The 16,540-nt window shown below is 62.2% G+C and carries 20 protein-coding genes; 8 read left to right on the forward strand and 12 right to left on the reverse strand.

Features of this window, described 5'->3' with window-relative positions:
* Entirely contained in the window at positions 1-1,125 is a 1,125-nt protein-coding gene (locus GEV01_RS03335) for an NAD(P)-dependent alcohol dehydrogenase (RefSeq protein ID WP_152801676.1), read from the reverse strand.
* A 145-nt stretch (positions 1,126-1,270) separates the two neighbouring features.
* Between GEV01_RS03335 and GEV01_RS03340 the strand changes: the two genes are divergently transcribed.
* Positions 1,271-1,762: a hypothetical protein gene (locus tag GEV01_RS03340; RefSeq protein WP_152801678.1), complete on the forward strand. Its 492-nt coding sequence runs from the start codon at positions 1,271-1,273 to the stop codon at positions 1,760-1,762.
* Here the strand turns inward: GEV01_RS03340 and fusA are convergent, their stop codons facing one another.
* A complete protein-coding gene (fusA, locus tag GEV01_RS03345) occupies positions 1,763-3,874 on the reverse strand; it encodes an elongation factor G (protein WP_008448431.1) in 2,112 nt (703 codons plus the stop codon).
* A gap of 195 nt (positions 3,875-4,069) precedes the next feature.
* Here fusA and GEV01_RS03350 point away from each other — a divergent pair, with 195 nt between their 5' ends.
* The 4 genes from GEV01_RS03350 (at position 4,070) to GEV01_RS03365 (ending at position 6,695) form a co-directional block, all read left to right on the forward strand.
* Positions 4,070-5,143: a phospholipase A gene (locus GEV01_RS03350; RefSeq protein WP_152801680.1), complete on the forward strand. Its 1,074-nt coding sequence runs from the start codon at positions 4,070-4,072 to the stop codon at positions 5,141-5,143.
* Between the two features lie 72 nt (positions 5,144-5,215).
* A complete protein-coding gene (locus GEV01_RS03355) occupies positions 5,216-5,572 on the forward strand; it encodes an ArsR/SmtB family transcription factor (protein WP_152801682.1) in 357 nt (118 codons plus the stop codon).
* The gene (locus GEV01_RS03360) at positions 5,559-6,017 is read left to right on the forward strand and encodes an SRPBCC family protein (RefSeq protein WP_152801684.1); all 459 of its coding nucleotides are present in this window, start codon (positions 5,559-5,561) and stop codon (positions 6,015-6,017) included. The genes GEV01_RS03355 and GEV01_RS03360 overlap by 14 nt, the downstream gene beginning before the upstream one ends.
* Before the next feature lie 18 nt (positions 6,018-6,035).
* The gene (locus GEV01_RS03365) at positions 6,036-6,695 is read left to right on the forward strand and encodes a glutathione S-transferase family protein (RefSeq protein WP_152801686.1); all 660 of its coding nucleotides are present in this window, start codon (positions 6,036-6,038) and stop codon (positions 6,693-6,695) included.
* Position 6,696: 1 nt separating this feature from the next.
* On the opposite strand, the gene GEV01_RS03370 is transcribed toward GEV01_RS03365, so the two are convergent.
* The 3 genes from GEV01_RS03370 to GEV01_RS03380 form a co-directional block, all read right to left on the reverse strand.
* On the reverse strand, positions 6,697-6,897 hold the full coding sequence (locus GEV01_RS03370; protein WP_152801688.1) for a hypothetical protein: 201 nt from the start codon (positions 6,895-6,897) through the stop codon (positions 6,697-6,699).
* A 132-nt stretch (positions 6,898-7,029) separates the two neighbouring features.
* On the reverse strand, positions 7,030-7,278 hold the full coding sequence (locus tag GEV01_RS03375; protein WP_008448427.1) for a hypothetical protein: 249 nt from the start codon (positions 7,276-7,278) through the stop codon (positions 7,030-7,032).
* Positions 7,279-7,337: 59 nt separating this feature from the next.
* Entirely contained in the window at positions 7,338-8,261 is a 924-nt protein-coding gene (locus tag GEV01_RS03380) for a methyltransferase domain-containing protein (RefSeq protein ID WP_152801690.1), read from the reverse strand.
* Between the two features lie 195 nt (positions 8,262-8,456).
* On the opposite strand from GEV01_RS03380, the gene GEV01_RS03385 reads away from it, so the two are divergent.
* Positions 8,457-9,188, forward strand: coding sequence for a PEP-CTERM sorting domain-containing protein (locus GEV01_RS03385; protein ID WP_152801692.1), 732 nt, complete (start codon positions 8,457-8,459; stop codon positions 9,186-9,188).
* Here the strand turns inward: GEV01_RS03385 and GEV01_RS03390 are convergent, their stop codons facing one another.
* Complete coding sequence (locus GEV01_RS03390; protein WP_152801693.1) at positions 9,189-9,860, reverse strand: ankyrin repeat domain-containing protein; 672 nt, start codon at positions 9,858-9,860, stop codon at positions 9,189-9,191. It lies immediately after the preceding gene.
* A 7-nt stretch (positions 9,861-9,867) separates the two neighbouring features.
* Entirely contained in the window at positions 9,868-10,647 is a 780-nt protein-coding gene (locus GEV01_RS03395) for a TatD family hydrolase (RefSeq protein ID WP_070357354.1), read from the reverse strand.
* 68 nt (positions 10,648-10,715) lie between these two features.
* Between GEV01_RS03395 and GEV01_RS03400 the strand changes: the two genes are divergently transcribed.
* A complete protein-coding gene (locus GEV01_RS03400) occupies positions 10,716-11,723 on the forward strand; it encodes an alpha/beta fold hydrolase (RefSeq protein WP_152801695.1) in 1,008 nt (335 codons plus the stop codon).
* A gap of 3 nt (positions 11,724-11,726) precedes the next feature.
* Here GEV01_RS03400 and GEV01_RS03405 read toward each other — a convergent pair whose 3' ends face one another.
* Genes GEV01_RS03405 through mltG form a run of 5 tightly spaced genes read right to left on the reverse strand, consistent with a single transcriptional unit; the run spans position 11,727 to position 15,366 of the window.
* Complete coding sequence (locus GEV01_RS03405; RefSeq protein WP_152801697.1) at positions 11,727-12,248, reverse strand: GNAT family N-acetyltransferase; 522 nt, start codon at positions 12,246-12,248, stop codon at positions 11,727-11,729.
* A gap of 34 nt (positions 12,249-12,282) precedes the next feature.
* Positions 12,283-12,666: a PilZ domain-containing protein gene (locus GEV01_RS03410; protein ID WP_008448417.1), complete on the reverse strand. Its 384-nt coding sequence runs from the start codon at positions 12,664-12,666 to the stop codon at positions 12,283-12,285.
* Positions 12,667-12,676: 10 nt separating this feature from the next.
* Entirely contained in the window at positions 12,677-13,708 is a 1,032-nt protein-coding gene (locus GEV01_RS03415; RefSeq protein WP_152801698.1) for a DNA polymerase III subunit delta', read from the reverse strand.
* A gap of 41 nt (positions 13,709-13,749) precedes the next feature.
* Entirely contained in the window at positions 13,750-14,373 is a 624-nt protein-coding gene (tmk, locus tag GEV01_RS03420; protein ID WP_152801700.1) for a dTMP kinase, read from the reverse strand.
* A 3-nt stretch (positions 14,374-14,376) separates the two neighbouring features.
* A complete protein-coding gene (gene mltG, locus GEV01_RS03425) occupies positions 14,377-15,366 on the reverse strand; it encodes an endolytic transglycosylase MltG (protein ID WP_152801701.1) in 990 nt (329 codons plus the stop codon).
* Positions 15,367-15,522: 156 nt separating this feature from the next.
* On the opposite strand from mltG, the gene ygfZ reads away from it, so the two are divergent.
* Positions 15,523-16,539, forward strand: a complete 1,017-nt coding sequence (gene ygfZ, locus GEV01_RS03430; RefSeq protein ID WP_152801702.1) for a CAF17-like 4Fe-4S cluster assembly/insertion protein YgfZ — start codon at positions 15,523-15,525, stop codon at positions 16,537-16,539.
* Position 16,540 lies beyond the last annotated feature (1 nt).

Here is a 16,540-nt window from a genome sequence, read left to right on the forward strand (position 1 = left end):
CTAGGTTGTTGAAGCGTCGGGATGCGGCATGACGACGATGGCTTTCACCACGGCGCCGGAGATGCCGTTTTCGATGGCCTGGTTGATGTCGGCCAGCGGATACAGCCGGGAGATTTTTTCCAGTGGCAGCAGGCCCTGGCGATAGAACTCCACCAGGCGCGGGACGAACTGCGACGGCAGGCAGTCGCCCATCACGCTGCCCCGCACGGTGCGGCCGCGCAGCAGTTGCCAGGCGTCGAACTCGACCACGCTGCCCTGCGGCAGCACGCCGGTGATCACGCAAGTGCCACGTTCGCGTATCGCCATCAGCGCGGTGCCGATCACGCTTTTCACGCCACTCGATTCGAAGGCGTTGTGCGCGCCCAGGCCGTCCGTCAAGGCGCGGACCTGTGCGGCCACGTCAGTATCAGTGGTGGAGAGGATGGTGTCAGTAGCGCCCAGTTCGCGCGCCAGCGCCAGCCGCTCCGGCTTGTTGTCGACCACGATGCGGCGGCTGCAAGCGACGATCTTGCTGGCCATCAGCGCGCTCAAGCCCACCGTGCCAGCGCCGAAGATCACGATGCTGGTGCCGGCCTCCGGTTTCAGCGTGTTGATGACGCCGCCTGCGCCCGTCATCACGCCGCAGGCGAGCGGCCCCAGCCAGCGCAGGTCCACATCATTCGGTACCTTGACCAGCGAACTCTGGTGCGCCACCGTGAAGCTGGCGTGCGACGATTGCGAGAAGAAATGACTGTGCACGTGCTCGCCGTGCTCGTGCATGCAGACCGAGCCGTCCGGGCGCGAGCCCATGAAGTTCAGCGGCACGTGTTGCACGCAGTAGGCCGGCATGCCGACCTGGCAGGACGGGCACACGCCGCACGAACCCATCGACATGACCACGTGGTCGCCCGGCGCGAACTGGCGCACCAGCCGGCCCACGCGCACGACCACGCCGCTGCCCTCATGGCCCAGCACGACCGGCGTGGGCGTGGGCAGATAGCCGTCGCGCACATCGATATCGGTGCGGCAGATGCCGCTGGCGACAACGCGGACCAGCACCTCGTCATCGCGCGGCTCGTCCAGTTCCAGCTCCGTGACGGCCAGCGCCTGTTTGGCGCCGCGCGCCAGTGCTGCGGTAATTTTCATGTTAGTCCTCCGAAAAGAACGGCAGTCTACGATCCGCGCAAGCGGACAACTAGACCATGAAAACGGGCAGCACCTTCCCATCCTGCGGACCAGCGCCAACCTTCGCTATAATCCATCGTCCCCACCATGACGAAGAAAGCTTCGGATGATCAAAAGTATGCGTATAGCCGGCGCCCTGCTGCTGGCCGGCCTGTCGGCTGGAGCGATGGCCGACACCTTCGAGACCATCGAATCGGCGCCGCTGAAGGAAGTGTGGCTGAACGGCGGCTTCTACTCCTACCACTTCCAGCGCGACAAGGGCCTGAACGACAGCAACCCCGGCCTGGGCGGCGAGTACCGCTTCTCGACGGTGGCGTCGGCCACGGCGGGCCGTTTCTACAACAGCGACCGGGCGTATTCGAATTATGTGGGCGTGTACTACCAGCCATGGAAAGTCGGGCCGGTGAGGTTGGGCGCGGTGGCGGGCGGCTTCAGCGGCTACCCCAAGATGCGCGATGGCGGATGGTTTCTGGCGGCCATCCCGACCGCCAGCTTCGAATACAAGAGCGTAGGCGTCAATGTCGCCATAGTGCCGACCTATAAGGACCGGCTCTATGGCGCCATTTCCGTTCAGCTCAAACTGAAGGTCTTCGACTGATCAGTGACGCGCCTTGGACGAGACGGCGATCTGGTCGAGGATGTGCTTGGGCACGGCGGCGTAGTGCTTGAACTCCATCGTGTACGTCGCCCGGCCCTGCGTCAGCGAACGTAGCGTGGTGGAGTAGCCGAACATCTCGGCCAGCGGCACCAGCGCGCGGATGATCTTGCCTCCGCCGCCAGGGATTTCGTCCATGCCCTGCACCATGCCGCGCCGCGCCGTCAGGTCGCCCATGGCGTTGCCCATGAACTCTTCCGGCGTTTCCACTTCCACCTGCATCATCGGTTCCAGCAGCACAGGATCGGCGCGCTTCATGCCGTCCTTGAAGGCCATCGAGCCTGCCATGCGGAAGGCATTCTCGTTCGAGTCGACATCGTGGTACGAGCCGAAAGTCAGCGTCACCTTGACGTCAACCACCGGATAGCCGGCCAGCACGCCGCTGCGCAAGGTTTCCTGCACGCCCTTGTCGACCGCAGGAATGAACTCGCGCGGCACCACGCCGCCCTTGATGGCGTCGACGAACTCATAGCCCTTGCCTGCCTCCAGCGGTTCCAGCGTCAGCACCACATGGCCGTATTGGCCGCGTCCGCCGGACTGCTTGACGAACTTGCCCTCGACATCGCTGGCCGTGCGCTGTATGGTTTCGCGATAGGCCACCTGCGGCTTGCCCACCGTCGCTTCGACGCTGAACTCGCGGCGCATGCGGTCCACCAGGATCTCCAGATGCAGCTCGCCCATGCCGGACATGATGGTCTGGCCCGATTCCTCGTCCGTATGCACGCGGAACGACGGGTCTTCCTGCGCCAGCCGGTTCAGGGCGATGCCCATCTTTTCCTGGTCGGCCTTGGTCTTCGGTTCGACCGCCTGCGAGATCACCGGTTCCGGGAAGATCATCTTTTCCAGCACGATCACGTGATCCGGCGAGCTCAAGGTATCGCCGGTGGTCACGCCCTTCAGGCCGACTGCCGCCGCGATGTCGCCGGCGTAGACTTCCTTGATCTCCTTGCGCTCGTTGGCGTGCATCTGCAGGATGCGGCCCAGGCGCTCCTTCTGGCTCTTGGTCGGGTTGTAGACCGTGTCGCCGGAATTGACCACGCCTGAATACACGCGGAAGAAGGTCAGCTGGCCGACGAACGGATCGGTCATGATCTTGAACGCCAGCGCCGAGAACGGATCGCTGTCGGTCGGATGACGCTCGATCGGATTGTCGTCCTCGTCGTGGCCGGCGATAGCAGGCACATCCACCGGCGACGGCAGATACTCGACCACCGCGTCCAGCATCGCTTGCACGCCGCGGTTCTTGAAGGCGCTGCCGGCCAGCATGGGCACGATCTCGTTGCGGATGGTGCGCAGGCGCAGGCCGGCCTTGATCTCTTCCTCGCTCAGCACGCCGCCGTCCAGGTATTTTTCCAGCAGCTCGGGCGTGCCTTCTGCGGCGGCTTCGACCATCTTGTCGTGCCACTCCTGCGCCAGCGCCTTCAGGTTCTCCGGGATGTCCTCGTAGGTGAACTTGACGCCCAGGCTCTCGTCGTCCCAGTTAATCGCGCGCATCTTGACCAGGTCCACCACGCCGTGGAAGTTGTCCTCGGCGCCCAGCGGAATCTGGATCGGAATGGCGACGCCCTTCAGCCGCGTGGCGATCTGCTCGCGCACCCGGAAGAAGTCCGCACCGACGCGGTCCATCTTGTTGATGAAGGCGATGCGCGGCACGGCGTACTTGTTCGCCTGTCGCCACACGGTTTCCGATTGCGGCTGCACGCCGCCGACCGCGTCATACACCATGACGGCGCCGTCGAGCACGCGCATCGAGCGCTCGACTTCGATGGTGAAGTCGACGTGGCCCGGCGTGTCGATGATGTTGATGCGGTGCTCGGCGAAATTGCCCGCCATGCCTTTCCAGAAGGCGGTGGTGGCGGCGGAGGTGATGGTGATCCCGCGTTCCTGTTCCTGCTCCATCCAGTCCATCGTCGCGGCGCCATTGTGCACCTCGCCGATTTTGTGGTTGACGCCGGTATAAAACAGGATGCGCTCCGTGGTCGTGGTCTTGCCAGCGTCGATGTGGGCGCTGATGCCAATGTTGCGGTAACGCTCGATGGGTGTCTTGCGGGTCATCATTCTCTCCTTGTTGCAGTTGTCATGCAGGAAGTCGTAGATATGGCGCATGCGATGGAATTCAAGCCCTGCCGTGCGACATGACTGGTGGCAATTAATATAGTCTGTAGACTAATTCCCAAGTTTATCTGAAAGTTCCACATGACCGTACCTGGCAAAACCGTTCTTCTTCTCTCCTTAGGCATAGCTCCGGCTATGGCATGGGCCCAGCCGGTATCCGACCTGGAACTGCGCATCGAGCGCTGCTCCGTGCTGGGCGACGCCAGCGCGCGCCTGGCCTGCTACGACGGCCTGGCCAAGACCGGTCCGGCGCTGAAGGCCGCTGGCGGCGCCGCGGTCGGCGTACCCGACGCCGGCAAGGACAGCAAGCTGGCCGTCGCCTTGACGCTGCCGTCGAGCACCCAGCCTGCGGAGCCGCCCACGCCGCCGGTATTGCCACCCACGGTCGCCGCGCTGACGACCATCCCGCCGGAAGACACCGTCTCGCGCATGGTGCAATGGTGGGAGCTGGACCGCTCGGCCAAGCGCGGCGTGTTCAACTTCCGCCCGCACCGCGACACCTATCTGCTGCTGGCCAATTACAGCACCAGCTCCAATGATGCGCCTTTTGAGAACTTCACGCCTGCCGGCGTCGAGTCGAAACACGTCGAACTGACCTATCAGCTCAGCTTCAAGATGAAATTGATCGAGCAAGCCTTCAAAACGCCGGTCGACCTGTGGTTCGGCTACACCCAGAACAGCTTCTGGCAAGCCTACAACCGCGCCGCATCCAGCCCCTTCCGCGAGACCAACTACCAGCCCGAGCTGATGCTGACCACGCCGCTGAACATCGACCTGGGCAGCGCGCTCGACGTGCGCTACCTGACGCTGGGCATGGTGCACCAGTCTAACGGCCAGACCTCGACGCTGTCGCGCAGCTGGAACCGGGTGTATGCGGAGGTGGGCGCGGAGCACGGCAAGTTTGCCGCGCAGTTCCGCCTGTGGAAGCGGCTGGACAACGCCCGCTCGGACAACGACAACATCGACATCACCGATTACCTGGGCCACGGCGACCTCAACCTCAGCTACCGCAACAACGGCCACGAATTCTCGCTGATGGCGCGGCGCAATTTCTCCAAGCGCCACGGCGCGCTGCAGGCCGGCTGGGCCTTCCCGGTGGTGGCGAATCTGAAGGGTTATGTGCAAGCCTTCAGCGGCTACGGCCAAAGCCTGATCGACTACAACTACTCGCAGAAATCCCTGGGCGTAGGCTTCCTGGTCGACTTCTAAACCTCTTCCAAACCAGTCGCACCGTTCCCGTCACCTGTTGACAGGAACGGTTTTTCAGTCTAATTTAACCTTATGGTTAAATACGAAACTCAGCTGGATGCGATCTTCACGGCGCTGGCCCACCCTGTCCGCCGGGCGATGCTGGCACGCCTGGGCACAGGCGATGCCACGGTGGGCGAGCTTGCCCAACCGTTCGACATGTCCATGCCGGCCGTCACCAAGCACCTGAAAGTGCTGGAAAGAGCCAAGCTGATCAGCCGTGGAAAGAATGCCCAATGGCGGCCCTGCCGTCTGGAAAAAGCGCCCTTTGAAACGGCATCGGGCTGGATCGACGAGCAGCGCAGCATCTGGGAGTCCCGTCTGGACCGCCTGGAAGACTACCTGCATACCTTGGAAAAAGAGAAAGGAACACGCAATGACGACGAGTGAAAACGAACGCGAATTAGTATTGCAGCGAGAATTGCCTTTTGCCCGCGAGCTGATCTGGAAAGCCATGACCATGCCCGAGCATGTGAACCGCTGGTGGGGCCCGGACGGCTTCAGCAACGAAAGAGTGAGCATGGATTTCCGGGTCGGCGGCGAGTGGACCTTTGACATGGTTGGGCCGGATGGCACCCGCTATCCCAACCACTCGGTATTCAAGGAAATCACGCCGCCATCCCGGCTGGTGTACGACCATGGCTGCGGCGAGCGGATCTGGTTCGAAGCCAGCATCACGTTGCAGGAAATCGCCGGCGGCACCCTGCTCACGCTGCGCCAGCTCTATCCCAACAAGGAATCGCGCGACGAGGTGGTCGAGAAGTACGGCGCCATCGAAGGCGGCAAGCAGCACCTGGCCAAGCTGGAAGCCTATCTCAAAGCCAACCTGGCCTGAACAAACGGAGACTTCAACATGACACTCGCACTTTACGGGCACGCATTTTCGTCATACACGCAGAAGGTGCTGATCGCGCTTTACGAAAATGACCTGCCATTCGAATTCCGCAGCCTGGGGCCGGATACGCCGCAGCACTCGGCCGAGTGGCAGCGGCGCTGGCCATTGCACAAATTCCCGCTGCTGGTGGACGACGATCGCAACGTCGTCGAAACCAGCATCATCATCGAGCACCTGCAACTCAAGCATCCGGGACCGGTACGCCTGATACCCACGGACTCCGCGGCCGCGCTGGAAACGCGTTTTCTCGACCGCTTTTTCGATCTGCACGTGATGAGCCCCGTGCAGCACGCCGTGGGCGAGGCACTGACTGGCATTGCGGAGAAAAAGGAGGAAGGACTCGCCTACGCGGCGAGCAAGCTGGAAGCCGCGTATGCGTGGCTCGAAGAATATCTTGTCGACAGGACTTGGGCCACGGGCCAGGATTTCTCCATGGCCGACTGTGCCGCTGCGCCGGCGCTGTTTTACGCCGACTGGGTATTTCCGATTGCCGAACGGTTTCCAGTGCTGCGTGCCTACCGTGCGTGCTTGCTGGCGCGCCCGTCGTTCGCCCGTGCGGTGGATGAGGCGCGGTACTTCCGCCCCTACTTTCCGCTCGGTGCGCCAGACCGCGACTGACTCAGCGGCCTGGCGAACCGCCCAGGATGCGCGCCGGCAGCATGACGATGGCGCGCAGCACCTCGAACAAACCCTCAACGCCGATGCCGATCAGGCGGAACGGCAGCGTGATCAGCCAGAACAGCGGATAGAGCACCAGCGCCAGCAAAGCCAGCGGCCAGCAGAGGAACAGCAAAACCAGCCACAGCATAAATCCGAACATGAGATGCTCCCGATGCAGTTAATGCGTTGTCAATGCTGTCACTTTAGTGCGGCTGGTCTCCGGCGGCAATTCTCATGCGACCAACTGCAGAAACACTGCGGTTAATCGCGTGAAATGGCGGATGAATGGGAATTACTGGCCGACGCAGATGATCTTGGTGACGTACTCGTGGGCGTTCGGTTTTTTCTTGGCCGCCCATTCGATGGCCTGGTTGGCCTGCTCGATGGTCAATATCGAGGCCTTTTCCTTCGATTTAATGAAGGAAACGCCTTCGAACACGCCTTCCTTGCTGCGCATGACTTTGGCAAAGACGGGTGGTTTCTGGTCGCCGTCGGCGATCTTGTTCTGCTGGATGAGGTAGCGTTGGTCGTTCTGTTCCATATATTTCTTTCTGCAAAAGACGAAATATACGCTTCAGAACGACCTGCGGGAAGGGCTTTTTAAGCGTAGGCCGGGATGTAGCTGGCCGGTTGCAGTGCGGCTTCGTAGAGGATTTCGGCGCGCAGCGAGGCTTGCAGCGATGGAATCGAGCCACCGGCGCGGTACTGGAAGCTCACTTGCAGCACATCGCCCTCGCGCGCCTTGACCGGGGTGGCCAGCGGCAACGTCATGTAGTGGTTGAGCCAGTCGATGGTGGTCGAACGCTCGGCCACCACGGCCAGGATGTTCTTGGTGACGAAGCGCATGGCGTTGATCTCGCCGTTGCGTTCGACCACGAACTTGCCCTGCCACGAATAGGTCAGCTCGTTAGGCTGGTTGAAATCGATGATGCTGTAGACCGCAGGCTGGGACATTTCCACGGTGCCCGGATAGATCACGGTGGTTTCCTGGAACTGCACGATAGGCGCATAGAAGCCTTCGAAATCGTATTCCTGCTGCAGCGGCTGCACGGCCATGATGACGGCTTCCGGCAGGAACACCGGCAACGGGCCGCCGAAACGCTCGGTGTAGCGGCGCTTGAACGATTCAATCACCTCCACCTGCTTCTCGCGCAGCATGCCGACGTGGATCATCTCGCAGATGACGACGTCGACCGGCTCCGGCGGCAGGTATTCGAAGGCGTCGGCATGGACGACCTCGACCTTTTCGCCGTTGGGATTAAGCGCCAGCATCTTGCGGGCTTCCTTGACCATGTCGGGATTAAACTCGACGCAATACACCTTGGACGCCTTGGCCGCCGCGAACCACGACAGCACGCCGGTGCCCCCACCCAACTCCAGCACCTTGGCGCCGGGCTTGACCGCGTAGTCGATGGCCGACTTGAAGCCGTGCATGCGGTTTTGATCCATCAGCATATTGTGATGGTAGTGGACTGGAATGAATTGCCCCAGATAGCAGCTTTCAATCTCGCGTTCGTTCAGCATGGGTATCCTTGGTTAATGAGCATTGTGTCTGGAGGCAATGCACTGGATCCATTATCGCCAACAAACCCCGGCGCCGAAGCGGCGAACTGCGCGCAAAAGACCTGCCAATTCCGATCTTGCACTTTTAACAGTCATCCTCGTGAAAATACAATAAAGACAATATATAATTAAAAACAACTTAACCAAGGAGGTTGCATGAAGACTTTATCAAAGTTGCTTATGGTCGCTGCATTGGGTGCAGCAAGCGCAGGTGTTCGGGCGGAAGTGATCGATTTCAATGGACTGGCGGGGTCCGCCATGCCGGGAGGCCAGCAGTCTCCCCTGACGAGTGATCCCTACGGCCATTCCGCCTATACCGAATTCCTAGGCAATACCCCCTCGCATGTTGCAGGCTATGCGCTCACCGGATACAACCACGTCTACACTACGCCAGTCTTGGGTATACATTGGGCAGCCGGGCTCCCCGGTACGGGTGCGGATAACGGTACCGACTATCTGGTCAGCTTTGACACGTTGCGGGTTCGTCGCGACAACGGCGGCTCGTTCAGCCTGAACGGCCTGGACTTGACCAACTTTTATGACGAGCAGCCTGTTTGGAGCGAATACCCGGCGCAAACCACATTTGTGCTCAGCGCTACACTCTCTGCCGGTGGCAAGGTCAGCACTGTGCTGACCCTGGACGACATACCTAATTATTGGGGTAATCGGGAAGGCAAAGCGTTTAACCATTTCTCGCTGACAGGTTTTAACGACATCACGTCGTTCCAGATCGAACGTCCAGACGGGCTTGCGGGTTTTGCAGGCATCGCCATAGACAATCTCGATCTCACGACGAACACCAGCCCGGTGCCGGAACCATCCTCGTGGGCGATGATGGGCCTGGGCCTGCTGGGTCTGGCTGCTTACGCCAAGCGCCGCAAAGCCTGATTAAGGCCTGGCCTTTGCGGCCAGGTGGGCATTGATGGTTTTCGCGATCCAGGGCTTGTCGGCCTTGGTCGCGAACTCGGCGGCCGTCAGGTGGAAGCCGCCGTCCTTCAGGGTCGCGTCCGCACCCTGCTCCAGCAATAACTCCACCACTTTTTCCTGGCCCTCACGGGCGGCGATCATCAGCGGCGTCATGCCGGACGGCGACTCGGCGTCGATGTAGGCGTGCTTGTCGAGCAGGATGGTGGTGATCTCGGTACTGCCGGCCGCTGCCGCGTAGTGCAAGGCGCACCAGCCTTTCTGGTTCACCTGGGCGCCACGCTTGATCATGTCCAGCACGGTTTCCTTGTTTTGCCGGAAGGCCGCCATCATCAGCGCGGTATTGCCGTTGGGCGCTTTCGCTTCCAGGTCGATGCCGGGTTGGTCCATCAAGAATTGAGCCACCCGGTAGGCCTCGTATCGCATCGCGACGATCAACGCCGTCTCGCCGCCCGGTTCGCGCACATTCGGACTCAAGCCACGCGCCAGCAGCTTCTTCACGGCGGACAGGTTATCCAGCTGTATGGCGCGGAACAGGTCGACTTCGTCATCGGTCTGCTCGGCGGCGAAAACTGGCGCGGTCACAGCCAGCGCCAGGGCCGCCAGCAGCGCGCGGCGTTTCGATAGATTCAGCATAGGAAGGTCACGCCGCGACGTTGAACAGCTTGAAGAAGTTGGCCGTCGTCTGCTCGGCGACCTGCTCCACCGGCACGCCCTTGAGCTTGGCGATGTACTCGCCGACGTGGGCCACGAAGCCCGGCTCGTTCATCTTGCCACGGTGCGGCATCGGCGCCAGATAGGGCGAATCGGTCTCGATCAGGATGCGCTCCAGCGGCACTTCCAGCGCCACCGCCTGCAGATCCTTGGCGCTCTTGAAGGTGACGATGCCGGAGAAGGAAATGTAAAAGCCCATCTCGATCGCCGCGCGCGCCACTTCCAGCGACTCGGTAAAGCAATGCATGACGCCGGCCACGCCGCCCGCCTCCGTGCCTGCGCCCTCTTCGCGCATGATGCGGATGGTGTCCTCGCTGGCGTTGCGGGTGTGGATGATCAGCGGCTTGCGCGTGATGCGCGATGCCTTGATGTGCGTGCGGAAGCGCTCGCGCTGCCACTCCAGGTCGCCTTGCAGGCGGAAGTAGTCCAGCCCGGTCTCGCCGATGGCGATGATCTTCGGATCATTGGCCAGCTCGACCAGCTGTTCGACGCTCGGTTCGGGCGTGTCTTCATAATCCGGATGCACGCCGACCGAGGCGTAGATGTGCGGATATTCGTGGGCCAGCGCCAGCACTTGGGGGAAATCCGGCAAGTCGACCGACACGCACAGCGCGTGGGTCACTTTGTTGTCGGCCATCTTGGCCAGGATTTCGGGCATGCGAGCAGCCAGCTCGGGGAAATTAATGTGGCAATGGGAATCGATAAACATGGCGTGATTGTAACTCAAGCGCGCCTGGCCTAGAATCGGTGTTCCCAATCACTGCCGGAGTCCGCCTGATGTTCAGTCGTATCGCGCCCGCCCTCGTACTCGCCCTGCCCCTGGCCGCCATCGCCGCCGATGCACCGCCCCAGCAATTCGCCGATCTCGGCGATGTGCACCTGGAAAGCGGCGCCGTCATCAAGGACTGCAAGCTCGGCTACCGCACCATCGGCACGCTGAACGCCGCGCGCTCCAACGCGGTCGTGTTCCTGCCGTGGCACACCGGCACCAGCGCCGAGGCGGTAGAGCTGCTGGGCCCGAAAGGCTTGCTCAACACGACCGGGCATTACGTGATCGTCATCGATGCGATCGGCAACGGCGTGGCCTGCTCGCCCTCCAACAGCGCGACGCAGCACGGCACGGCCTTCCCGGTCTTCACCGTGCGCGACATGGTGGAATCCGAGTTCCGCCTGTTGAACGACAAGCTGGGCATCAAACATGTGCACGCGATCATCGGGTATTCGATGGGCGGCACCCAAACCTTCCAGTGGATGGTGAGCCATCCCGACTACATGGACGTGGCAGTACCGATTGCCGGCACGCCGCGCCAGACCAGCTACGACCTGCTGTTCTGGCGCACCGAGGAAGCGGCGATGCTGGCCGATCCGGAATACGCCAACGGCGAGTACAAGCAGAACCCAAGGCTGCCGCTCTACCACCAGATCTTCGCCACGCACTTCGACACGCCGGCTTACCGCAACGCCAAGACCAAGCCGGCGGAGGTTGAGAAGTTCATCGCGAAGACAGTGGAGCCGGACCCGGATGCGGCCGACGCCAACGACTCGCGCTGGCAAATCCGCGCCTTCCTGGCGCAGGACATCGGCGACGATGCCGCCGGCAAGGTGAAGGCGCGGGTGCACATCATCAACCCGCGCCAGGACTTGATCGTCAATCCCGAGCCGGCGCTGGCGTTTGCGCGCAAGGTGCGGGCCACGACCACGGTGCTCGAAGGCGATTGCGGCCACTCGGCGGTGGTGTGCGCCACCGACCAGATACGCGCAGCCGTCGACCGCGCGCTGAGGTAGCGATCAGCCTACGCGCTTGCCCAGGATGATCAGGTCGCGCTCGATGCCGTCCAGATTGGCCACCTTGGGCAGGTTGGCCCAGGTGGCAAAGCCGAACTTGGCGAACAGGCCCAGGCTAGGCTGGTTGTGGCCGAAGATAAAGCCCAGCAAGGTATGCACCTTGATCGAAGGCGCGTGGGCGATGGCCTGTGCGATGCAGTAGCCGCCCACGCCCTTGCCGCGCCAGGCTTCGGCGATGTAGATCGAAATCTCCGACGTGCCCGAATAGGCCGGGCGGCCGTAGAAATTCGAATACGACATCCAGCCCAGCGTTTCCGGTTGGGCAGCCGTATCGTCGGCGCGCTCGATGATCCACAGCGGGCGCTTGTCCGGCGTGTGCTCGTGGAACCAGCCCAGGCGCGACTCCACCGATACCGGCTCGGTATCCGCCGTCACTTCGCGCGAGGCGATGGTGGTGTTGTAGATGGCAACGATGGTCGGCAAATCGTCGAGCGTGGCAAGGCGGTGGCGGAAAGCTGTGGTCATGTCGTTCGGAACAGTGGGGAAGTTAAAGCGTGCATTAAAGCGTATGCGTGGCGCGCGACGAACGCAGCGCCGCGCCGAGTATCTCTTCGATGCGCAGGCGGGCGCGCTGGCCGCTCTCGTCTTCCGGGAAATGCACGCCTATGCCCTGCGCCTTGTTGTTGTGCGCGCCGGCCGGCGTGATCCAGGCGACTTTGCCCGCGATCGGATATTTGTTGGGATCGTCCATCAGCGCCAGGATCAGGTAGATCTCGTCGCCGATCTTGTACGGCTTCTGGGTCGGCACGAACATGCCGCCGTTTTTCAGGAAAGGCATATAGGCCGCGTACAGCGCGGCTTTTTCCTTGATGGCCAGCGACAATACCGTCGGCCGCGCAACGGCTGGCGCGGCGGTCGGGTCGAGAGGGCTGGCAGCGGACATGGACTCCCTTTCAGGCGCAGCAGGCGGCGTAATCGAGCAACATATCCTCCAGGAACAGCTTCGGCGACAGCGGATGGTCGGCGGTCGCCCGGCGTTCATTCGCTCCCTTGATCGCTGCCATCAAGCGGCTGACGTGGATCTTGCCAGCCAGGCTGGCCAGTTCCTTCTGGTAGCGCGGATAGTACCGGATGTTACCTGCCAGTTTGTAGGAAAACAGGTCATAAAGCCAGCGCTGCAACCAGGAAACCTGTGCACTGAGCGGCACTTTTTGCAGTTTATCAGCAACTTTTAACGCGCCTTCGACGCTCGGATGCGCCAGCAGCTGCAGCAGCACTTCCAGATCGTCGCGGTTGCCCGTTTCCGCCTGCGTCATCGCGGCCAGCGGCGCGCCGCCCTGCTCGCGCAGCCAGCTGTCGGCGTCCGGCACGCCCTGGGCCTTCAGCCAGGCCAAGGCCTCGGCGTGGCTGGGCATCGGCAGCGCAAACTTGCGGCAGCGCGACAGGATGGTCGGCAGCAGCCGGTCCAGGCTGTTGGAGGCCAGCAGGAACACCGTGCCCGGCGGCGGCTCTTCCAGCGTCTTCAGCAAGGCGTTGGAGGCCGGCATGTTCAGCGCCTCGGCCGGATACAGCACCACCACCCGCAGCCCCTGGCGGTGAGTGGAAATGTTCATGAAATCCGACAGGTTGCGGATTTGCTCGATCTTGATCTCTTTGGACGGCGCCTTGGTCGACTTGGCGGTCTTCTTGGCCTCGCCTTCGCCCTCCTCGCTCTCGGCGGGCTCGTCTTCCAGCGCCTCCGGCCGCACGCGGCGGTAGTCGGGGTGGTTTTGCTGGGAGAACCAGCCGCAGGACGCGCACTGGCCGCAGGCATGGCCGTCCGGCAGCACGGCCTCGCACAACAGGCCCTGGGCGAAGCGTTCGATGAAGTCGGACTTGCCTATCCCGGCGGCGCCATGGAACAGGATGGCGTGCGGCATGCGCTGGCGCAGCAGTTGCAGCTGCTGCCAGGACGATTCTTGCCACGGATATATGGAATTGCTCATTATTGGTATTCTGTTTTAAAACAATCGCTTATGCAATACTTTTAAAGTGCAAGCATTTCATCGAGGATGCCCGCGATCCGCAGCTGGATGTCCGGAATCGACTGGGTCGAGTCGATCACGCGGAAGCGGGCCGGGAACTGGGTGGCGCGGCGCAGGTACTCGTTGCGGGTGGCGGCGAAGAAGTCGGCCTTTTCCTGCTCGAACTTGTCCAGCGAGCGGGTGGCGTCCAGGCGTGCGCGCGCTACTTCCAGCGGCACGTCAAACAGCAGCGTCAGGTCCGGCTGCAGATGCGGGTGGACCCACTGCTCCAGCGCCTCCAGCTTGGCCAGGTCCATGCCCCGGCCGCCGCCCTGGTAGGCGAAGCTGGCGTCGGTGAAGCGGTCGGAAATGGCCCAGGCGCCGCTGTGGAGCGCAGGCTCGATCACCTGGGCGATGTGCTCGCGGCGGCTGGCGAACATCAGCAGCGCCTCGGTTTCCAGATGCATTTTTTCGTGCAGCACCAGATCGCGCAGCTTTTCGCCCAGCGGCGTGCCGCCCGGCTCGCGCGAGCTGACCAGCTTGATGCCCTTGTTCTTCAGATAGTCGCCGACAAAGGCGATGTGGGTCGATTTGCCGGCGCCGTCTATGCCTTCAAAGGTGATGAATTTACCGCGGTGTTGAGTCATGAATTATCTTTGGTACTTGTTGACCGCCCGGTTGTGGTCGGTCAAATTATCGGAGAACTGGCTGGTGCCGTTGCCCTTGGAAACGAAATACAGCGCCGCCGTCTTGGCCGGCGCCAGCGCCGCCGCCAGCGATTGCACGCCCGGCAAGGCGATCGGCGTCGGCGGCAAGCCGGTGCGGGTATAGGTATTGTACGGGGTGTCGGTCTCCAGATCCGATTTGCGGATCTTGCCGTCGTAGCGGTTGCCCATGCCGTAGATCACGGTCGGATCCGTTTGCAGCAACATGCCTAGCTTCAGGCGGTTGACGAACACGCCGGCGATCATGCCGCGTTCGGACTTCTGGCCCGTTTCCTTTTCGACAATCGACGCCATGGTCAGCGCCTCATACGGAGTCTTGTACGGCAGCGCCGGATCGCGCTTTTCCCAAGCCTCGTTCAGGCGCGTGAGCAGGATGCCGTGCGCCTGCTTGTAGATCTGCAAATCGCTTGCGCCCTTCGCGAACAGATAGGTATCGGGGAAGAACATGCCCTCCGGCAGCTTGTACTCCGAGCCGATCGCGCTCATCACTTCCTTGTCCGACAGCGCCACCGTATCGTGCTTCAAGCCCTTGTGGGCGGCGATGGCGGCCCGCATCTGGCGGAAGGTCCAGCCTTCGATGATGGTCAGCTGCTCCTGCGCGAACTCGCCGCGCACCAGTTGCTCGATCAGGCGCAGCGGCGTGGTGCCCGGCTTCAGTTCATAGGCGCCGGCCTTCAGCTTGCCGCTTTTATTGGTCACGCGCGCCAGCAGGTTGAACAGCAGCGGCTCGATGGGCACGCCTGCTTCGGCGATCTGCTGGCCGGCGGCGTGGGCGCCGCTGCCGGGCGCGATGGTGAATTCGATGGCTTCGATCTCATCGCCGATGATCGGGTGCTGGGACCAGTAGACAAAATAGCCGCCGCCGGCGATGGCCAGCATGATGCAAAGGGTGATAATTTTTTTTATAAAAGCCATTGTTAAAGCCGTTGGGTTGGATCAAGTCGCACAGCTTGCCACTTCTTGGCACAGTCCGCCAGTGCCGCGTTTTGCGCGGCATCCGACGCGATCCGTCCGACATCACTATAATGAGCCCGTAATGATAATGCTTTAATCGTCAAATTATTGGAAATTATGTCTTCTTGGAATGAACTTTTAGTACAGCAAGCCCAGGCGCTGACCACCACCCAGCTGGCCGTGGGCTTTGTCGCGCCGATCGGCGACCAGGGCCTGATCGCGCTGGACGGCGAGGAATCGGCCGGTTTCCTGCACAATCAGCTGACCAACGACGTCGAGCACCTGGGCACGGGCGAAGTGCGCCTGGCCGGTTACTGCTCGCCCAAAGGCCGGCTGCTGGCCTCGTTCCTGATGTGGCGTAACGCAAGCACCATCTTCCTGCAACTGCCGCGCGAGATCCAGGCGCCGGTGCAGAAGCGCCTGTCCATGTTCGTGCTGCGCGCCAAGACCAAGCTCAGCGACGCGGGCGAACTGCCGGCCAACCAGGTCGTGCTGGGCCTGGGCGGCGGCATGGCCGAAGACGCGCTGCAAAACTGGTTCGACCCGCTGCCGGACCAACCGCTCACCAAGCTCGACCATCCGCTGGGCACGCTGCTGCGCGTGGCCGATGCGTTTGGTGCGGCGCGCTACCAGTGGCTGATGTCGGCCGAGGTCGCGCAAACCGTGGTGCCGGAGCTGGCGGCCAAGCTGTCGGTCGGCCGCACGGACGCCTGGCATTTGTCGGAAATCCACGCCGGCATTCCGCAGATTACCAAGGCCACGCAGGAACAGTTCGTGCCGCAGATGGTCAACTTCGAGCTGCTGGGCGGCGTCAACTTCAAGAAGGGCTGCTATCCGGGGCAGGAAATCGTCGCCCGCAGCCAGTACCTGGGCAAGCTCAAGCGCCGCACCACGCTGGTCAGCATTGCCGACGCGGCCGCAGCGGCCGGCGTCGAAGTGTTCGCCACGGCCGATCCCGAACAACCATGCGGCATGGTCGTCAACGCCGCGCCCAACGGCAAGGGCGGCATCGATGCGCTGGTCGAAATGAAGCTGGCCGCCATCGAAGCGGCCTCGGTCCGCCTGGGCTCGGCCGACGGCGCACCGCTGATCTTCCTCGACATGCCTTACGTGCTGGACCCACTCGATCTCTAGC

Origin of the sequence: Rugamonas rivuli (assembly GCF_009380165.1) — a bacterium.
Lineage (GTDB): Bacteria > Pseudomonadota > Gammaproteobacteria > Burkholderiales > Burkholderiaceae_D > Rugamonas > Rugamonas rivuli.